We start from the raw sequence: 14,338 nt of genomic DNA, 5'->3' as shown, positions 1-14,338 counted from the left end.
AGTGCGCTTGCTATAAGCGTAGAGCAAGGCTCGGGCCACTGCCGTGCAGGTCAGGCAAATCAAGGGCTTGGCGGGTTTATGTCGGACGAGCGGATTTGCGCTGTGACGGTTTCGGTACAGCAGGCGTGACAATTTGTACCGCTTTCGGCACAGCCCGTGACCGAGCGGTCTTGCCATTGCAATGCGCCGGTGGCTGGAGGATGCTGGGCCTCACCTCATGCTTTGGGCCCTCGCGCCTCGGGGAGAACAATAAGAAATGCACGATAACCATTTAAGTCGCCACGCGCGTCAGGTTCTCACTGTGACCCAGGGCAAGCCGCACCTGCACGGCCCCGGTGCCGATCCGTCGATCGCCCGCTCGTGGCTGCGCTGTCTGGAGGACTATCACCTCGATCCTTCGGTGACCATGGCGCCGACCGTGCTCGAGCACGGACGCGTGCTGGAAAGTCGCGAGCGCTTGCAGCAAGTCCTGCAAATCGCCGGCACGGAAATGAGCAGTCTGCATCAACAACTTTCCGGCGCTGGCCACGCGGTGCTGCTGACCGATGCCCGCGGGGTAATCCTCAACTGCGTCACTGCGCCGGCCGAACGGAAGATTTTCGAGCGCGCCGGGCTCTGGCTCGGCGCCGACTGGAGCGAGGCCTGCGAAGGCACCAATGGCATCGGCACGTGCCTGGTCGAGCGCCAGGCGCTGACTATTCATCAAAACGAGCACTTTCGCGGCCGTCACACCGGGCTGACCTGTTCGGCGAGCCCGGTGTTCGATCCGCATGGCGAACTGCTGGCGGTACTCGACGTCTCCTCGGCCCGCCCGGACGTCTCGCGCCAGAGCCAGTTCCACACCATGGCGCTGGTCAATCTGTCGGCAAAGATGATCGAAAGCTGTTACTTCCTGCGCTGTTTCGACAATCAGTGGTTGTTGCGTTTTCATCTACAGGCCGAGTCCGTCGGCTTGTTCAGCGAGGGGCTGCTGGCGTTTGACGGCGAAGGGCGGATCAGTGCGGCGAATCAGAGCGCGTTGAACCTGCTCGGGCATGTTCGCGGTGGTTTGCTGGGAAAACCCGTCGAGGCGTTTTTCGATTGTTCGCTGGATGACCTGCTTGGCCGAGCGAGCGCTATTGCCAGCGCCAGTTGGCCGCTGCGCACCCGCGACGGACGCCATCTGTTCGCCGTGGTGCGCGGCGAATCGCGCAAGCCGACGCCGGTTTTCCCCACGCCGATCGCGACGCCTGCGCCACGTCTGTCCGGCATCTGCCTTGGCGACGAGGCATTGCAGGCCGATTTCCGCAAGGCCCTGCGCGTGTTCGAGCGCGACGTGCCGCTGTTGATCAACGGTGAAACCGGCTCGGGCAAGGAAGCGTTCGCCAAGGCGGTGCATCAGGCCAGCCAACGCTCAGGCAAAGCCTTCGTCGCCCTCAATTGCGCAGCCATCCCGGAAAGCCTGATCGAGAGCGAACTGTTTGGTTATCGCGGTGGCAGCTTCACCGGTGCGCGCAAGGATGGCATGCGCGGCAAGTTGCAGCAGGCCGACGGCGGCACTTTGTTCCTCGATGAAATCGGTGACATGCCGCTGGCCTTGCAGACCCGTTTGCTGCGCGTGCTGGAGGACCGGCAGGTGGTGCCGATTGGCGGCGAGCCGGAAGCGGTCAACGTGCGGATCATCAGCGCCACCCACCGCAATCTGCTTGAGCGAGTCGCGGACGGCAGCTTCCGCGAGGATTTGTATTACCGGCTCAACGGGCTGGAAGTGGCGTTGCCGGCATTGCGCGAGCGCAGTGACAAGGCGCAGTTGCTGGATTTTCTGTTGGCTGAAGAGGCGGGCGGCGAAACCATCCTGATCGACGAGCCGGCGCGTCAGGCGTTGCTGACGTTCAATTGGCCGGGCAACGTGCGGCAGTTGCGCAATGTGCTGCGCACGCTGGCAGCGTTGTGTGATGGCGGGCGGGTCGGGGTTGAGGATTTGCCGGTGATGATTCGGCAGGCGCGGCCGGCGCCGGAGCTGAAGTCGGTTGAATCCGGGCACCCGTTGGGGGATGCCGAACGTTTGACGTTGCTCACTGTGCTGGAACAGACGCGCTGGCACATGACTCAAACAGCGCAGCAGCTCGGCGTCAGCCGTAACACGCTCTATAGGAAGCTGCGTAAACATGGGATTGGGCGATCTGCGTAATCTGATCGTTCCCACGCTCCGCGTGGTAACGCCTCCCCGGACGCTCTGCGTCCGCTTTGGAACGCGGAGCGTCCCGTGCTGCATTCCCACGCAGAGCGTGGGAACGATCAATGTAGCAGCCACCCCGTCCGGCCGCTTCAGCTAAAGAGTGCCATTTCCCCCTCCCTACGCTAACCTGCGGCCATGTTTTACGAGGTCGACTATGCACATTCATATTCTGGGTATCTGCGGGACTTTCATGGGTTCGATGGCGGTGCTGGCCAAAGAGCTGGGCCATCACGTGACCGGCTCTGACGCCAACGTCTATCCGCCAATGAGCACGCAGCTCGAGGCCCAAGGCATTCAGCTGACGCAGGGCTACGACCCGGCGCAACTCGATCCGGCGCCGGATCTGGTGGTCATCGGTAACGCCATGTCCCGTGGCAACCCGGCGGTGGAATACGTGCTGAACAAAGGCCTGCCGTATGTGTCCGGGCCGCAGTGGCTGGCCGATCATGTGCTGCAAGGTCGTTGGGTGCTGGCAGTCGCCGGTACCCACGGCAAGACCACCACCAGCAGCATGCTCGCCTGGGTACTGGAGCACGCAGGCATGAGCCCGGGTTTCCTGATCGGTGGTGTGCCGCAGAATTTCTCGGTGTCGGCGCGGCTGGGCGGTACGCCGTTCTTCGTGATCGAGGCCGATGAATACGACAGCGCGTTTTTCGACAAGCGTTCGAAATTCGTCCATTACCGCCCGCGCACTGCGATCCTCAATAACCTTGAGTTCGATCATGCGGACATCTTCCCCGATTTGCCGGCGATCGAGCGGCAGTTCCATCACTTGGTACGCACTATTCCAAGCGAAGGACTGGTCATTCATCCGACCACTGAGCCGGCTTTGCAGCGCGTGATCGAAATGGGCTGCTGGACCCCGGTGCAGACCACCGGTGCCGGCGGTCAGTGGCAGGTCAAATTGCTTAGTGAAGACGGCTCGGCGTTCGAAGTGCTGTTCGAAGGTGTGTCGCAAGGCACCGTCGAGTGGGAGTTGACCGGTCAGCACAACGTCGCCAACGCCTTGGCCGCTCTGGCGGCTGCGCGGCATGTCGGCGTGGTGCCGTCGATGGGCATCGCCGGGTTGAGCGCGTTCAAGAACGTCAAGCGGCGCATGGAGAAAGTCGCCGAAGTGCGCGGCATCACCATCTATGATGACTTCGCCCACCACCCGACCGCCATCGCCACTACCCTCGACGGCCTGCGCAAACGTATTGGCGATGCGCCGCTGATCGCGATCATCGAACCACGCTCCAACTCGATGAAGCTCGGCGCGCACCGTGACGGCTTGCCGGACAGCGTGGCCGATGCCGATCAGGTGATCTGGTACGCCCCGGCCAACCTCGGCTGGGACCTGGCGGCGACCGCGGCGTTGTGCACCGTGCCGTCGATTGTCAGCGATTCGCTGGAGGGCATCATCGAGCGCGTGAAGAGCCAGGCACAACCCGGCACCCACGTGGTGATCATGAGCAACGGCGGCTTCGGCGGCCTGCACGGCAAGCTCGCCGAGGCGCTGCAATGAACACTCGTTTCGAGAGCAATGGCCCGGAACGCATCACCTTGGCGATGACCGGTGCGTCCGGCGCGCAATACGGCTTGCGCCTGCTCGATTGCCTGGTGCGCGAGGATCGCGAGGTGCATTTTCTGATCTCCAAGGCCGCGCAACTGGTGATGGCCACGGAGACCGATGTTTCCTTGCCGGCCAAGCCGCAAATGATGCAGGCCTTTCTGACCGAATACACCGGCGCCGCCGCCGGGCAGATTCGTGTGTACGGCAAGGAAGACTGGATGTCGCCAGTCGCTTCCGGCTCCGGTGCGCCAGCGGCGATGGTGGTGGTGCCGTGTTCGACCGGCACGTTGTCGGCGATTGCCACGGGGGCCTGCAACAACCTGATCGAGCGCGCGGCGGACGTCACGTTGAAAGAGCGCCGCCAGTTGATTCTGGTGCCGCGCGAGGCGCCGTATTCGAGCATTCATCTGGAGCACATGCTCAAGCTGTCGAACATGGGCGTGACGATTCTGCCGGCCTCGCCAGGGTTCTATCACCAGCCGCAGACCATCGACGACCTGATCGATTTTGTCGTCGCGCGGATTCTCAATTTGCTCGGCATACCTCAGGACATGCTGCCGCGCTGGGGCGAGCATCATCTGAGCAGTGATGAATAAGCTGTTGGTGATTGTTCTGGCGGCGCTGCTGACTGGCTGTGCCACGGCGCGCACGCTCGATGCGGCTAAACCGGGCGCACCGGTGGTGTACGCCGGGACGCGGCTGGATTTGTACGCGTTGAATGGCGGCTGCTGCGCGATGGACCGCTTTGGTGCTGAGGCGCCGAGCTATCCGGGCGCGGACCTGCCGGCCAGTGCGTTGCTCGATACGCTGTTGTTGCCGTTGTCGTTGCTCACGGTGATTGGCGTAGGTTTCCAGGCAACCGGCGGATTGTAGGGGAGCGCACAACCTCTGTGGCGAGGGGATTTATCCCCGTTGGGGTGCGAAGCGCCCCCAAAATTTTAAAAGCGACGACTGCTGCGCAGCCGAACGGGGATAAATCCCCTCACCACAAAGTCCCGGAGTTATTTGCCTAACTTCCTCAGCTCATCCGACTCAATCACGCGCACTCCGTCCTGCTCCTCCAGCGCCAACCGCCACATCGCCCGCGCCAGCTGGCACGCTTCGATGCCGCGGTACTTGCCCGGAATCAATTTCGACAACGGCCCGGCCAATTGCTCGGCCAGACGCGGTTCCGTACGCTCGCCCAATAATAGCGAAGGCCGGCAAATGGTCAGTTGCGGCCAGTCCTGCGCACGCAAGGCCTGTTCCATTTCACCTTTGACCCGGTTGTAAAACACCGAGGATTTCGGATCGGCGCCAATCGCACTGATCACGATCAGGTGCCGCGCGCCCAGCTCACGGGCGCGCTTGGCGAACGCCACGACCATGTCCAGATCCACCGCGCGAAAGGCGGCTTCGGAACCGGCCTGCTTGATCGTGGTGCCGAGGCAGCAGTACGCAATATCGACGCGTCCGGCGAGCTGCGGCAGAAAAGCCTGCGGATCGCCGACCGGGTTTTCCAGATGCGGATGCTCGGCCAGTGGTCGACGGGAAGGGGCGAGGACGCGGGTGATCGTGGGCTCGTTGAGCAAGCGGTCGAGTAGATGTTCACCGGTCAACCCGGTGGCTCCGGCAAGCAATACATGCTGAGGCGTCAAGTACATAAGGTCTCTCCCTTGATACTGTTCAGCTTAGTTGCCTTTTGTCGGCCCGTCGTTCAACGCCGCACTTTGCAATGCTTTGCGCGCTTGCTGTTTGCGCAGCAACTGCCAATGCGACAGCACGGTCTTCGGCGCCCAGATTTGCGGCTCCGACGCTTCGAAACCGTCCGCCAGTTCACGCTCGGCGACCGTGGCCTTGGCCAGTTTGAAGGCTTGCTCCAGATCATCGGTCTGGTTCAGCGCCTGGGCAAACAGCGCGTCGCCGAAATAGGTGAAGTTGGCCTCCTCCGAACAGCCGAAGGACACCCGATCGGCGCGCGAGGCGGTCATGATCAGGGTGCGCTGGTCTTTCAGCGCCGGGATGAAACCACCGGAATAACACGATGAAATGACGATGACCTTGTCGCGGTTTTTCAGCGGTGCGAGCACGGCGGCGAGTTCGTCGGCGGGCAGGTCGGCCAGCTCCATGCGCGGCTGATCGAGCACCAGTTCGTGCTCGGCGGTGCCGTGGCTGGTCAGGTAAATGAACAACAAGTCTTCCGGACCGCTGCGTTCGGCGAGGGTCTGCGCAGCGCGGCGCAGGTTTTCGCGGGTGGCCATGGGGCGGTCGCCGAGATGGTCGCGGTGGTTGACCAGACGAATCTGGCCGAAAGCGCCGAAACGCGTGTTGAGCATGTTGGCGACGTAATCGGATTCGCGCAGGAACACGCTTTGCTTGCCGTCGCCGCCCAGAGTCAGGGTGTACAACTCGACCGTTGGAGTCGACGCGGGAATCGCCGCCAGGGCGTCATCGAGCAGGCGCCCTTGGGCGAGCAGGCCGAGTTCAAGGGTATCGGGCAGCAACTTGCCGTCGGCATCGCGCACCCGCTGGCCGTTGATCCAGCTGCCGCTGAGCACGCTGCCATCGGTCAGCACCAGGGTGCCGCGCCCGGAATAGCTGTCGTTGTCAAAGCCGCCGATGTAGAAACTGCCGTCGGACAGGTTCAGGCGACCCTGGCCGCTGAAGCGCCAGTCAACGAAGCTGCCGATGTAATGGCTGCCGTCGGCGCCGATCAGTTCGCCCTTGCCGGTCAATGCGCCTTCCTTGAACTGGCCGATCCAGACATCGCCATCGGCGTTTTCGTAGCGGCCCTTGCCGTGTAATTGATTGTTCTTGAAACCGCCGACATAGATGTCGCCGTCGGCGCTGTTATAGGTGCCGTTGCCTTCCAACTGACCGTTGACGAAATGGCCGCTGAACGAATTGCCGCTGGCATCGCCGCGCTGGCCTTCGCCGTTGGGTTTGCCATGGCCGAACTGCCCTTGATAGGAGCTGCCGTCGTCCATCTCCAGACGACCGAGTCCGGAATACTGATCCGCCTTGAACTCGCCGCGATAGGTCATGCCGTTTTCTTTCAGCGTGCCTTCGCCGTCGCGCCGCCCCTGCTTGAAGCCGCCGGTGTAACTGCTGGCGTTGGTGGTCAGGCTGCCCTGGCCGTCGAACAGGCCTTGCTGAAACTGGCCGCGATAGACTTCGCCATTGCTGCCGTGCCATTCGCCTTGCCCGTGCCATTGACCCTGATCGAACTGCCCGGCGTACCAACTGCCATTGGGGTAGTCGACGCGGCCCTGGCCTTGCAGCAAGCCATTGACCAGCTCACCGCGATAGCGTCCGCCATCCGGCAGGCGCGCATCCGGCGGCAACAGCGATTCGCCGTCGCCGCAAGCGGTGAGCATCAGGGTCAGGGCAAGGGGTGCAAGACGAGCGAGTGAGCGCATAGCGGGATCCGGGCAATTAGGCGACCGAGTATGCCGCAGCTATGCGTCGCATATATAGAGACGTGACGCGAAACAGCGTGTGCTGCTTCGCATACGGAACGATCAGACGAAACAGAGCGACAACGGCTCGGCGATATAGGCCGGTTTGTCCGAGCCCTCTATCTCCAGTGTTGCGGTTGCCTTGAGCAACCACTGGCCGGGTTTTTTCTCGGTCACTTCGACCATGTCGACCTTCAATCGGACTTTCGAATCGACCTTGACCGGCTGGATGAAACGCACGCTGTCCAGGCCATAGTTGACGACCATTTTCACGCCTTCCGGCAGAACGAGGATGTCCTCCATCAATTTGGGCATCAGCGACAGCGACAGGAAACCATGGGCAATGGTGCTGCCAAACGGGGTCTGCGCGGCTTTGATCGGGTCGACATGAATGAACTGATAATCACCGGTGGCTTCGGCGAACAGGTTGATGCGTTCCTGATCGATGGTGAGCCATTCGGAACGTCCGAGTTCCTTGCCGACATAATCTTTGAGCTCTGCAACGGGAACATAGGGCATTGAGACTCTCCTTGGGTTCATCGGTTTTATAGTTTTTCAGGGGCGGATTTGACCGGCCTGCGAACCACTGTAGATCATCATGGCGATTTGCTCAGGTCAACCGACCATGCTTTTGGCGAATGCCGGTCCATAGCGCAGGCATGCTTATAATGCGGGCGATTTGCGGGTTGGAAAGTCAGACGGAGATGTCAGATGTTGTTACGTGGCCTGACCATGCTGGTGCTGTTTCAGTTGCTCGGCACGGCGCTCAATCACTTGCTGCTGCCGATACTGCCGGGGCCGATCATCGGTCTGCTGTTGTTGCTGGTATTTCTGATCATTCGCGGTGAAGTCGGCGAGCCGCTGAATCAGGCGGCGGGTAGCCTGCTGCGTTATCTGCCGTTGCTGCTGGTACCGCCAGCGGTGGGTGTCATGGTGTATGCGGGGGCAATTGCTGCAGACTTTTGGGCGATTGTCGGCGCACTGGTGGTCTCGCTGATCTTGTCGATGGCCTTTGCCGGCGTGCTGATGCAGCGTCTGATCAAACGTCACGCGCCGCCGGCGGAGGAGTCCTGATGCTCTTTGACTGGCAAGGTGCCTGGGCTTCGGTCATTCACCATCCGTTGTTCGGCATCGGTATTACGCTGGGTGCCTATCAGCTTGTGCTGGCGGCATTCGAGAAAACTCGCTGGATCTTTCTGCAACCGGTGCTGGTCTCCATGCTGTTGGTGATCGGTGTGCTGGTCGGCTGCGGTCTGACCTACGCCGAGTACCGCAAGAGCACCGAAATCCTCAGCATTTTGCTGGGCCCGGCCACGGTGGCGCTGGCAGTGCCGCTGTATTTGAATCTGCGACGCATCCGCCAATTGTTCTGGCCGATTTTTACTACGCTGGTGATAGGCGGGGTGGTGGCGACAGGCATGGGCGTGGCGCTGGGCTGGTGGTTCGGTGCCGATCACATGATCTTGATGACCATGGCGCCAAAATCGGTGACGTCGCCGATTGCCATGCTGGTGGCCGAGCAGATCGGCGGCGTCGCGGCGCTGGCAGCAGTGTTCGTGCTGATCACCGGGGTTATTGGTGCGATCTTCGGCCCGGCGCTGCTGACGCGCCTCGGCGTGCACAGCCCCGAGGCGCGCGGCATGGCACTGGGCATGACCGCCCACGCTGTCGGCACGGCGGTGGCGATGCAGGAAAACGATGAGTGCGGCGCCTTTGCCGCGCTGGCGATGAGTCTGATGGGCGTGGCCACGGCGGTGTTCCTGCCGTTGGCGGTGTCGATGGTGGTGTAAGGAAAAATGTCTATGAGTCTGCCGCTTTTCCCGCTGAACACAGTGCTGTTTCCCGGCTGCAACCTTGACTTGCAGATTTTCGAGGCGCGCTACCTCGACATGATTGGCCGCTGCATGAAGCAAGGCGTTGGCTTCGGTGTGGTGTGCATTCTTGAAGGCAGCGAAGTCGGTGTGGCACCGGAAGGTTTTGCCATGGTGGGTTGCGAAGCGCGGATCATCGATTTCCAGCAGCAGGACAACGGCTTGCTCGGTATCCGTGTACAGGGCGGGCGGCGCTTCAAGGTATTGCGCAGCGAAGTGCAGCGCGACCAATTGATTCAGGCCGACATCGAGTGGTTCGACGATGAGCCCGAACAACCGTTGCAAGATGAAGACGCCGATCTGGTGGCCCTGCTCAAGGCGCTGGCCGAACACCCGATGGTGGAAGCGCTGGACATGGGCACCGAGGCGTCGGGGCAGCAGTCGCTGGCCAATCAGTTGGCCTACCTGCTGCCGTTTGCCGAAGAAGACAAGATCGACCTGTTGCAACTGGATAATCCGCAGCAACGTCTGGATGCGATACAGGCATTGCTCGATGAGTTGCAAGGTGAATTGTTTGCTTAGTTGCACTTTGAATTAGCTGGCCGTGCCTGCCAGCATTGTTTTGATTTTGCCTTTGTCTTAATTTCAAGTTGCCGACAGGAATCGGCGACCCGATTAATAACAAGGAAGAAATCATGACTGTTTATGAAGATGAGTGGGGGTTCTGGGACGATATCGCCGGCAAGTATATTTTCAAACATGCCGGTAGCGATCATAACGTCAAACATGTCGTTGAAGGCGCCGGCAAGTACGCCGATGCGATGGTGCTCGAACGGCGTCTACGCAGAGCTGCAAAAATCCCCGTTGATGATCTGCCGCGTGTTTCAGCGACGGCCGCATCAGTGGCAACTGCCATAGTCGCTTGATCTCGATATTTTCCAATACAGCCTGCCATTTTTTAGTGTGTGTCTGGCAGCGCCCGTTTATTCAGGTGGTGTGTTTCATGAACAAGAACAACAACGGTTCTTTCACGGCCAATCTTTACTTTAATGGTCTGCCAGTGGTGTTGAACCAACAACGCTTGAAGCAAAAGTTGCGTGAGCCGCGGATGACCCGACAGGTCCAGTTGAGTACGGAGGTAGCATTGGCGGACAAGCGCGAGAGCTGCTTTATCACGCTCGCCGATCACGAAGACGATAAGCCCCTTTTGTTGACGTTTACGCCGCATGGAGACAGTTACGCCATCCATGTTTCACTTCGCGGTATCTATGATGGCGCGCGATGGGTCATAGACCCCAAAACCTACGATTTACTGGTCAGCACGACCGAACGCAGTGAGTTTTTTTCAATCAGCAAGGTTGGCGTGCGACGGGCGTCGTTGGGTGATTTCGAATCGGGGCCGACTTACATCGATCTGGGTAGCGAGTCGACTAAAAAGCCGTTGTATCGAAACGTGGTTAACCGGGTCAGCAGTTTCAAAGCCGCCGATCCCAATGTCACGGGGCACGATGCGTTCAACAGTGATCCAGCCGTGTTTGTGATCAAGGTCATTGATCGACTGCCTGCCCTGGCTTGATCAAAAGCGTCGTTAATTGAATCGGACTCGCGCCGATGTGAGCATTGCTCACATCGGCGCGGTCATGTTCGGTACTTAAAGCGTATCGACTGCGCTCTCCAGTGTCAGTTCTTCAAAGGTGATTGGCGCATTCGGCTCGGCATCGATGCTCCAATGATTACTCGGGGAATGATAAACCACGGTACCGACGCTGCCTTGCTTGAATCCGATGTTGATGACACGAACCCTTGCAGCCAATTCATTGCGCATTCTGTGCGCCTGGATATCGGCCAGCAGCGCTTCAACACTGGCATAGCCACGGGCATCGATCAGGTACAGCACGACCATTTCGAACAACAGTGACACTTCATAAATGTTGCCGGCTGACGTCACTACGCTGAGGGTGTCGACAGGCACGTCGTCATCGATGTCCGGCAATTCGATTGAGGCGCTGCCGACTTGCAGCCGGGTTGAAATCAGCTGAATGTCATCACGGCGTATCGTTTCGCTCATGCTGGCCGTGTACAGGTTCCAGGTGGAAGCGTTGGCTGTTTTCGCCAGCGCGCCGGGCGTCGACAGGCGAATGATGCAGTTACTGACCAAGTGAATGTCATAGGTCGAACTCTGGCCCTTGAGGACATAAATGCCGTTGTGTGCCTTGGCATCGATCTCGACCTTGTTGGGCTTGGCGGAGAGCAAAATGCTTTCCGTCACCTGGGGGCTGGAAAACACGTAGTTGCCCTGACGGAGCTTGAGGCAGTCTTTGGCGTTGCGCACTTTGGTGCCTGGCATTTCAGCGTCGTCGAAATAATCGGGATAGAAGCCCTGCAACCGATACGACACGCCGTCCTGCATGACCAGCACAATGTCCCGGGCCAGATAAGGGGTGTTGACCTTGAGACTGTTCCGGCCGGTGTAGCCTGTGGAATGCCTTGCGGTCTGAATCAGGCCTTTGAAAATCACGACTTTGGACGGCAGCAGAACCGACAGGTTGATGTGGCTGTAATACAAATGGCTGTTGCCTGACACACCTTCACGCTTGTCCACGTCATACGTGGCGATCACATCGACGATGTCTTCGGCTTTGAAGTCGATAAAAACCACCTGCGAAGTGCTGGGCGTTTCGCGGGTCGCAATGAACTCAACCCGGCGCCCAATGCGCGAAACGTAGTGGCGGTGTGCACTTTTTTCGCTGATCGAGACGGGGCCCTCATTGACGATCGCGGGGGCGGCCAGCGGTTTGCCCACGGCACTGATCAGCATTTCTACGGCGTGATTGCCGGGCTCTTTGACCAGCGCTGGCAAAAGTGGCACCAGTTGGTACTGATCCTCGGTCTTGAACGACAACTTGCTGTGCCGCAGTTCGCGCGTGCTGTCGACTTGTCGGTAGACGTTTTTGATCGTCAACGTCTGTGGCGGATCCTCGCCGTCGATACCGCGCAGCGAGTGGACGACCAGGGACGTGCCGATGATCTGCCAGCGCTGGATGCGTTCCATGGACCAGCCCAATTCGATCACGCTCGGCTGTTCGCCGTCCTCAATGATGGTCGCGTAGGCGGACGTTGGCGCGATGTAGTAGCGGTCAGCGCCCGGGCCGCCATCCACTGAGCAGTTTTCCCCGCGTATGATGATCGTGTCGTCGCCTCCGCCAGCGACGATGTCATCGTTGCCATTGGCGACAATTCGGTTGGCATCATCGGTGGCGGTGACCCGGCTGGTGCCGCTGCGTAATGTCGAGACGTTTTCGATGGAATCCAGTTGCGCAATCTCGATCGGATCGACGCCGAGCGTGTTGCTGCGCAGCAGCACTTGGCCGGTCTGCAAGTTGACCTCGTGACCGACATGACGGGTCGGTGCAACCGGGCGTGTGCCTTCGAAAGCCAGGGTGTCCGAGCCGGCGCCGCCCTTGAGCGTGGTGGCTGGGGCAGAGGTTTTTTCCTGATTGAGCTCGCCCTCGGTGACTTGATCGTAGAACCCGTCATCCAGGTCGCCGCCCTCAAGAGTCTTGGCGCCTTCCCGATAGCTGAACAGATTGACCTTTTTACTGACTCCTTCGACCTTGTCGTTGCCGTCACCCAGGCGCCAGAGCACGCCTTTGTCGCCGGGGACGCCGTGGACGACGCCTGGCAGGTTGGCGGGCACCCCGTCCCGGGCGCTGATGGCGTCGTCGTTCTCCACCAGGACCGGTTCGCTCTCAAGCTTGAACGGCTGGTCGGTGCCGGCTTTCCACTGGTGAGCCCAGACTTTCACCGGTCTGAGTTCGACGCTGAAGCTGCCATCGACAACCTGTTCCACAAAGTCTTTGTAAGCGCCCTCGATCAGCGTCTTGGCGGATGCCTGCAGTTGCTTGCGATGCTCACTGAAGGCCTTGGACACCCGGAAGCGATCCAACACTTCCTTGTCCAGTTCCTGCCCGGTGAAGGCGAACCAGCCGGAGCGCAGCCGTTCGTGGGTGGTCAGCTCGATGTAGTCATCGATGTCATCCACCACCCGGGCGGCCTGGTAGATCATCGAACCGGTGATGAGGATGGCGGCCGCGGCGAGGCCGATGGGGCCGGCCGTGCTGCCGAACCCGGCGAGCGCCGCCACGCCGAGTATCAGGCTGATGCCCGCGCCCGTGACGCTCAAGGCACCGCTGACGTAATGGTCCTGGGCCTGCTTGCCGCTGCTTGCCGCGGCGGCATTGAACGATTTGACGGCATCGGTGATGTCGAAGGGCAAGGTGATCGCGCTGGCAAACAGCCCGGCGCCACGGCTCAGAACTTTGCCGGCCGAGGTCAGCGGAAAGCGACGGAAGGCCGTCGAGCCATTTCTGAGCATCGCCTGACCGGTCTTGGTCAGGCCCTGTTCGATGATCAGCGAACCGAATTCGGCGGCGATCGACGCTCCCTGATAAACCGCCTCCAGCGATTCGCCTTTCTTGATGGCCTCGATCGTGCCCATATAGCCGCTGTAGATGCCAAAGGCTTGCAGCCCGACCCCTGCGCCGCTCATCAAATAGCTTTTGCTCTTGCTGACCCAGCCGGGGGTGTTTTCGAAAGAATCGACGCGATGAATGTCCAGTTTCTGCGCAGCCTTGCCGAGCTGATTGAGGCGCTGCATCGCGCTGCCGTCGGCGAGCGCGGTGTGGCTGACGAACAGCGGCGGGGCATCGGTCGAGCGCTTGCAGGCGATTTCATAGAACAGCGTGGCGATGATGCCGCTGTCAGGGTTGTCGACGGACTTCAAGCGCGCTTCGACACTGGCCGACTCGAAGTTGAGCGCGTCGAGAAACGGTTGGTCTGGCGTCTGCATCCCGGCGTTCGCCGGGCTGATGGCGACGCCGTCCACGGTCGCTCCCAGCGCACTGAGCTCGACTCGCGTGACTTCGACCTCGCCGATGCGCAGAGGCCCGTGCTGCTTGTCGAGGGCTTTAAGGGTTGGCGCCGAAGCGGCGGCGGTGCTGATGGTCGGGGCTGAATTGTGAGGCGATGTGGTTCTTGCCAGGCTGGTGGTTCTGCTGGCATTGGGGGCATGGATGTTGCTCGACGCGGAGATGGGCGTTACATGAACGGAGCGAATGTTTACGGAGTCGATGGGCGGGGCAATAAGTTTGGCCATGTGTTCGTCCTTGAGTGATAAGCGCGTTGGCGCTCCGGTGTCCTTACCGGAAGTGATATGAAGTTTTGAAGAGGGCTGTTGAATGTTGTAACGGAATTTAGAGTCAGCCAAGTGCAGCCATGCGTTGGCGGGATTCAATGTAATTGAATTTGCCAAGTTTAGAGA

At 60.3% G+C, this 14,338-nt stretch carries 13 protein-coding genes; 9 read left to right on the top strand and 4 right to left on the bottom strand.

The features are described 5' to 3' along the window. The first annotated feature begins 256 nt into the window (after window positions 1-256). From HU765_RS06970 to HU765_RS06955, 4 genes are all read left to right on the top strand, one after another. The gene (locus HU765_RS06970; RefSeq protein ID WP_186619513.1) at window positions 257-2,170 is read left to right on the top strand and encodes a sigma-54-dependent Fis family transcriptional regulator; all 1,914 of its coding nucleotides are present in this window, start codon (window positions 257-259) and stop codon (window positions 2,168-2,170) included. 202 nt (window positions 2,171-2,372) lie between these two features. Then, complete coding sequence (gene mpl / locus HU765_RS06965; protein WP_186546775.1) at window positions 2,373-3,722, top strand: UDP-N-acetylmuramate:L-alanyl-gamma-D-glutamyl-meso-diaminopimelate ligase; 1,350 nt, start codon at window positions 2,373-2,375, stop codon at window positions 3,720-3,722. Beyond that, window positions 3,719-4,366 (top strand): flavin prenyltransferase UbiX, encoded by a 648-nt coding sequence (gene ubiX, locus HU765_RS06960; RefSeq protein ID WP_039771880.1) that lies wholly within the window; start codon window positions 3,719-3,721, stop codon window positions 4,364-4,366. Before mpl ends, ubiX begins: the two co-directional genes overlap by 4 nt. After that, a complete protein-coding gene (locus HU765_RS06955; protein WP_186619512.1) occupies window positions 4,359-4,643 on the top strand; it encodes a YceK/YidQ family lipoprotein in 285 nt (94 codons plus the stop codon). The genes ubiX and HU765_RS06955 overlap by 8 nt, the downstream gene beginning before the upstream one ends. 128 nt (window positions 4,644-4,771) lie before the next feature. On the opposite strand, the gene HU765_RS06950 is transcribed toward HU765_RS06955, so the two are convergent. From HU765_RS06950 to HU765_RS06940, 3 genes are all read right to left on the bottom strand, one after another. Then, window positions 4,772-5,413 (bottom strand): oxidoreductase, encoded by a 642-nt coding sequence (locus HU765_RS06950; RefSeq protein WP_186619511.1) that lies wholly within the window; start codon window positions 5,411-5,413, stop codon window positions 4,772-4,774. 27 nt (window positions 5,414-5,440) lie between these two features. After that, window positions 5,441-7,168, bottom strand: coding sequence for a C13 family peptidase (locus HU765_RS06945; protein ID WP_186619510.1), 1,728 nt, complete (start codon window positions 7,166-7,168; stop codon window positions 5,441-5,443). Window positions 7,169-7,270: 102 nt separating this feature from the next. Beyond that, the gene (locus tag HU765_RS06940) at window positions 7,271-7,726 is read right to left on the bottom strand and encodes a MaoC family dehydratase (RefSeq protein ID WP_186619509.1); all 456 of its coding nucleotides are present in this window, start codon (window positions 7,724-7,726) and stop codon (window positions 7,271-7,273) included. Window positions 7,727-7,918: 192 nt separating this feature from the next. Between HU765_RS06940 and HU765_RS06935 the strand changes: the two genes are divergently transcribed. From HU765_RS06935 to HU765_RS06915, 5 genes are all read left to right on the top strand, one after another. Further along, on the top strand, window positions 7,919-8,281 hold the full coding sequence (locus HU765_RS06935) for a CidA/LrgA family protein (protein ID WP_186546781.1): 363 nt from the start codon (window positions 7,919-7,921) through the stop codon (window positions 8,279-8,281). Next, on the top strand, window positions 8,281-8,997 hold the full coding sequence (locus tag HU765_RS06930; protein WP_016773013.1) for an LrgB family protein: 717 nt from the start codon (window positions 8,281-8,283) through the stop codon (window positions 8,995-8,997). Before HU765_RS06935 ends, HU765_RS06930 begins: the two co-directional genes overlap by 1 nt. Before the next feature lie 12 nt (window positions 8,998-9,009). Next, complete coding sequence (locus HU765_RS06925; protein ID WP_186619508.1) at window positions 9,010-9,600, top strand: LON peptidase substrate-binding domain-containing protein; 591 nt, start codon at window positions 9,010-9,012, stop codon at window positions 9,598-9,600. Between the two features lie 113 nt (window positions 9,601-9,713). Next, window positions 9,714-9,944 carry a hypothetical protein gene (locus HU765_RS06920; RefSeq protein ID WP_186619557.1) on the top strand — a complete coding sequence of 77 codons (231 nt, stop codon included), beginning with the start codon at window positions 9,714-9,716 and terminating at the stop codon, window positions 9,942-9,944. A gap of 77 nt (window positions 9,945-10,021) precedes the next feature. Further along, on the top strand, window positions 10,022-10,594 hold the full coding sequence (locus tag HU765_RS06915; RefSeq protein ID WP_186619507.1) for a hypothetical protein: 573 nt from the start codon (window positions 10,022-10,024) through the stop codon (window positions 10,592-10,594). A 75-nt stretch (window positions 10,595-10,669) separates the two neighbouring features. Here the strand turns inward: HU765_RS06915 and HU765_RS06910 are convergent, their stop codons facing one another. Next, complete coding sequence (locus tag HU765_RS06910; RefSeq protein WP_186619506.1) at window positions 10,670-14,173, bottom strand: calcium-binding protein; 3,504 nt, start codon at window positions 14,171-14,173, stop codon at window positions 10,670-10,672. Window positions 14,174-14,338: the final 165 nt, after the last annotated feature.

It is taken from the genome of Pseudomonas sp. SWRI81 (assembly GCF_014268545.1).
In the GTDB taxonomy this organism is placed as follows: Bacteria; Pseudomonadota; Gammaproteobacteria; order Pseudomonadales; family Pseudomonadaceae; genus Aquipseudomonas; species Aquipseudomonas hamedanensis.
Note: the sequence above shows the minus strand (reverse complement) of the source record. Positions and strands in the feature narration are given on the sequence as shown.

Coding starts and splice junctions, on each gene's coding strand:
- HU765_RS06940 (WP_186619509.1), bottom strand. CDS start 7,726: ATGCCCTATGTTCCCGTTGCAGAGCTCAAAGATTATGTCGGCAAGGAA.
- HU765_RS06915 (WP_186619507.1), top strand. CDS start 10,022: ATGAACAAGAACAACAACGGTTCTTTCACGGCCAATCTTTACTTTAAT.
- HU765_RS06920 (WP_186619557.1), top strand. CDS start 9,714: ATGACTGTTTATGAAGATGAGTGGGGGTTCTGGGACGATATCGCCGGC.
- HU765_RS06910 (WP_186619506.1), bottom strand. CDS start 14,173: ATGGCCAAACTTATTGCCCCGCCCATCGACTCCGTAAACATTCGCTCC.
- HU765_RS06925 (WP_186619508.1), top strand. CDS start 9,010: ATGAGTCTGCCGCTTTTCCCGCTGAACACAGTGCTGTTTCCCGGCTGC.
- HU765_RS06930 (WP_016773013.1), top strand. CDS start 8,281: ATGCTCTTTGACTGGCAAGGTGCCTGGGCTTCGGTCATTCACCATCCG.
- HU765_RS06970 (WP_186619513.1), top strand. CDS start 257: ATGCACGATAACCATTTAAGTCGCCACGCGCGTCAGGTTCTCACTGTG.
- HU765_RS06950 (WP_186619511.1), bottom strand. CDS start 5,413: ATGTACTTGACGCCTCAGCATGTATTGCTTGCCGGAGCCACCGGGTTG.
- HU765_RS06935 (WP_186546781.1), top strand. CDS start 7,919: ATGTTGTTACGTGGCCTGACCATGCTGGTGCTGTTTCAGTTGCTCGGC.
- HU765_RS06955 (WP_186619512.1), top strand. CDS start 4,359: ATGAATAAGCTGTTGGTGATTGTTCTGGCGGCGCTGCTGACTGGCTGT.
- HU765_RS06945 (WP_186619510.1), bottom strand. CDS start 7,168: ATGCGCTCACTCGCTCGTCTTGCACCCCTTGCCCTGACCCTGATGCTC.
- mpl (WP_186546775.1), top strand. CDS start 2,373: ATGCACATTCATATTCTGGGTATCTGCGGGACTTTCATGGGTTCGATG.
- ubiX (WP_039771880.1), top strand. CDS start 3,719: ATGAACACTCGTTTCGAGAGCAATGGCCCGGAACGCATCACCTTGGCG.